The sequence below is a fragment of the Streptomyces sp. genome (assembly GCF_031181705.1).
Taxonomy (GTDB): Bacteria; Actinomycetota; Actinomycetes; order Streptomycetales; family Streptomycetaceae; genus Streptomyces.
In genome coordinates this window covers 1-3,578 of the sequence record NZ_JAPSKN010000069.1, presented here as the reverse complement: position 1 = coordinate 3,578, position 3,578 = coordinate 1, and the positions used below count along the sequence as shown (strand labels likewise).

The following is a 3,578-nucleotide window of genomic DNA, read 5'->3' as shown; positions in this document are numbered from 1 at the left end:
CCGGCTCCGGCTCCGGCTCCGGCTCCGGCTCCGGCTCCGGCGGCAGCGTGAGTGCGCTCGCGGACGCCGCGGCGCGCGACGCCGTGAGCGCGGTCATTCCCTACGGCGATCCGGCCGGCCACCCGGCGGAACCGCACCGCGGGGGCGCCGCCCAGGCGGGCCCCGCGCAGGCCCGTCAGGCGGCCGACCCCGACGCGCTGAGCGCCGCCCGGCCCGACGGCGGCCCGTCGGACCCGGTGCGAGCCGCCCGCGCCGACGGTGCTCCCGCCCAGCGGTCCGCCCCGTACCCGGCCGAGGCGCGCGGCGCCGACGACCCCGCCGCCCTCGCCGCGGCCCTGCCGGACGCGCCCGGAGCCGTCGCTTCCCCCACCGCCGCCCCCACGGGACTGCCCTGGGGCATCACCCTCCTGGCCGCGGGCCTCGCCGTGGAGACCTACACGAGCCGCACCGCCCCGGCCGCCCCCGACCTCACCTTCTCCGGCGCCTCCCCCGGCGTCCTGGCCGGCTGGGCCCTGGCCGCCGTCGGACTGGCCCTGGCCGGACCGGGCCTGACGCACCTGTGCGGACGGCTCCTCCAGTCGGCCCGCCCCGGCGCCCTGCGGCTGCTGGCCGGACGGATCCTGATGGCGGAGGCCGACCGCATCGGCCGTCCCCTGGGCGTCGTCAGCGCGGTGCTGTCGGCCGCGTGGGCCATGGCACTGCTGCACGCCCCCGACGGTCTGTCCCTCGGTCCGCTCACCCTGCTCGGCGTGGGCCTGGTGGCCGGCTGCACGGTCGGGACGCTGCTCACGGCCGCCGTCGAGACCCGGCAGGTGCGCGCCGACACGACCGACGCGCTGCTGCGCCTCGGCGCCCCCGCGACGATGCTGCGCGGCGCCGCCGCCCTGCGCGCGGGCGCCCTGCTCGCCCTGTTCGGTCCGCTCACCCTGACGGTCGCCGAACTGGCGGCCCTGCCCCTGGCACGCTGACCCGCTCGGGCCCCGCTCCGGCCCGCCCTCCCGGCTCTCCGGCCCGCCGAGAAAACTCGTACGAAGAAAATCTCGGAACGGCGATGAGTCCCGCGCCGGAGCCCGGTCTAATCCCACGTAACGACACGGACCCGTTGGGAGAGACCCCCATGTACCAGCAGATGATCTTCGTGAACCTGTGCGTGAACGACCTCGGCGCCTCGAAGAAGTTCTTCACGGAACTGGGCTACTCGATCAACGAGCAGTTCAGCGACGACTCGACCGCGTCGGTCGTGATCAGCGACACCATCGTCGTGATGGTGCACACGCAGGAGAAGTACGCGCAGTTCACGAAGAAGCAGATCGCGGACGCGACGAAGACCAGCGAGGTGCTGATCGCGCTGAGCGCCGAGAGCCGCGAGAAGGTCGACGAGCTCGTGGAGAAGGCGGTCGCGGCGGGCGGTTCCGTCAGCGGCGAGACCCAGGACCACGGCTTCATGTACGGCCGCGCCTTCGACGACCCCGACGGCCACACCTTCGAGGTCGTGTGGATGGACCCGGCGGCCGTCCAGGGCTGAGGAGCGCTGTGCCAGCATGGGCGGGTGCAGACGATGCCCGCCCATGCGGCCCACCACGACGACCGTGAGATAGAGACCCTCGACGAGTTCGACGCGACCGTCTCGGCGCGCGGCACACTCGCCGGTTACCGCGTCCAGGCCGTCGATCTGACGGACCGTACACGCGAACTGCTCTCCACGGACACCGCCGGAGCGGTCTTCCTCGGCTGCGCCATGCGCGAGGAAGCGGCCACGAAGATCCGCGCCGACGGCGCCCTGGTCTTCCCGCCGGTTCCCGGCCTGCCGTTCGACCCGTACCGCGGACTGGTCTACTCGCCGGACGAGCTGTTCGCCTCACTGGCGGACGGCTACGAGGCCACGCCCGACGCCCGCGCCTACGCCTGGTTCCAGCACACGAAGGCGGACGGCGACATCTACGCGTCCATGCTGCGCGCGGTCCACGACGACTCCGTCTCGGACGCCCTCGACGAACTCCTGTCCGGCGCCCGGGTCGTGGGCGTGATGGGCGGCCACGCCATGGCCCGCGGCACCGAGGAGTACGCGGGCGCCGCGCGGCTCGGCCGGGAGCTGGCCCGGGCCGGTTTCACGGTGGCCACGGGCGGCGGCCCCGGCGCGATGGAGGCGGCCAACCTCGGGGCCTACGCCGCCCCGTTCGACGCGGAGATGCTCACCGAGTCCCTCGAACTGCTCGCCAAGGCACCGCACTTCACCCCGTCGATCACCGAATGGGCCGCGGCCGCCTTCGAGGTGCGCACCCGCTGGCCCCGGGGCGGGCGTTCCGTCGGCATCCCGACCTGGTTCTACGGCCACGAGCCGCCGAACGCCTTCGCGTCGCACATCGCCAAGTACTTCGCCAACGCCACCCGCGAGGACGGTCTGCTGGCCCGGTCCAACGCGGGAGTGGTGTTCCTGCCGGGCGCCGCCGGGACCGTGCAGGAGATCTTCGACAACGCGACGCCCAACTACTACGAGTCCCGCGGCGAGCCGACGCCGATGGTGCTGGTGAACCGGGCGCACTGGACGGAACGGCTGCCGGCGTGGCCGCTGCTGAAGTCGCTGGCCAGGGAACGGTCGATGGAGGCGCGGATCGCGCTCGTGGACCGGATCGAGGAGGCGCCGGAGGCGTTGAAACGTCTCGGCGGTTAATAACCTGGCAAAGCAAGTGCTTGCAAGCGGCATATGCGTTGACACTACTTATGCGGCGCTTATAGACCTGTGAGCCTCCAGGCAGTGCTGATGTTCTGTCAGCACCGCCGCCAACCCCCCGCATTACGCATCCCGTAAAGGACAAACGTGGCAGTTCTGTCCGTATCCCGCCGTACGGCCCCGCGCCGTACCGTCGCTCGTTCCCTGCGCGTCCTCGGTGTCGTCTCGGCCTCGGCCGCGCTCGCGCTCGGTGCCTCCGGCAACGCGCTCGCCTGCAACATCAACGAGTTCTCCGCCGAGGCGAAGTGCGACGGCGACAAGGGCGTCATCACCGTCACCGACGTGGACCCCGCCGGTGTCCCGGCCACGGTCACCGTCTACCTGCAGAACAACGGCGCCGACGCCAAGAAGGTCGGCGAGCAGGTCGTCAAGGGCTCGCGCGAGGGCACCACCATCACCTTCGCCGAGGAGTGGAAGCCGAACGCGGAGTACCGCATCCACGTCAAGGCCACTCCGTACGTCGACGAGGACATCAAGCCGAACCTCGTCACCCCGGCCACGGCCTGCAAGAAGGAGGAGGAGCCCCCGGCTTCCACCCCGCCGGCCACGCCGACCCCGTCGGCCTCCCCGTCGAAGTCGGCCGAGGAGACCGCGACGCCGGCTCCCGAGCCGTCGCAGAGCGAGAGCACCACGCCGGCGGGCAACGCGCCCGCCCCGGCGGCCGGTGACTCGAACCTCGCCGAGACCGGTGCCAACTCCAGCACCGGCCTCATCGCCGGCATCGCGGCGGCTCTGGTCGTCGCCGGTGGCGGTGCCGTGTTCTTCGGCATGCGCCGCCGTGGGGCGAAGACCGACAGCTGACACCTCCGCGGAACGCCGACGTGGCCCGTCCCCCGAAGCAAGGGGG

General features: G+C 72.6%; 3 protein-coding genes and 1 pseudogene. All 4 read left to right on the top strand.

Annotated elements, in window-relative coordinates; genetic code table 11:
- A pseudogene (locus RIN80_RS15310) lies at positions 1-968 on the top strand (hypothetical protein); the annotation flags it as partial.
- Between the two features lie 149 nt (positions 969-1,117).
- Positions 1,118-1,525: a VOC family protein gene (locus RIN80_RS15305; RefSeq protein WP_309096142.1), complete on the top strand. Its 408-nt coding sequence runs from the start codon at positions 1,118-1,120 to the stop codon at positions 1,523-1,525.
- A gap of 24 nt (positions 1,526-1,549) precedes the next feature.
- A complete protein-coding gene (locus RIN80_RS15300; RefSeq protein WP_309096141.1) occupies positions 1,550-2,671 on the top strand; it encodes an LOG family protein in 1,122 nt (373 codons plus the stop codon).
- Between the two features lie 147 nt (positions 2,672-2,818).
- On the top strand, positions 2,819-3,532 hold the full coding sequence (locus RIN80_RS15295; protein ID WP_309096140.1) for an LAETG motif-containing sortase-dependent surface protein: 714 nt from the start codon (positions 2,819-2,821) through the stop codon (positions 3,530-3,532).
- The last annotated feature ends 46 nt before the right edge of the window (positions 3,533-3,578 follow it).

Excerpts from the sequence above, each read along its gene's own strand:
- RIN80_RS15305 (WP_309096142.1), top strand. The coding sequence starts at position 1,118 with ATGTACCAGCAGATGATCTTCGTGAACCTGTGCGTGAACGACCTCGGC.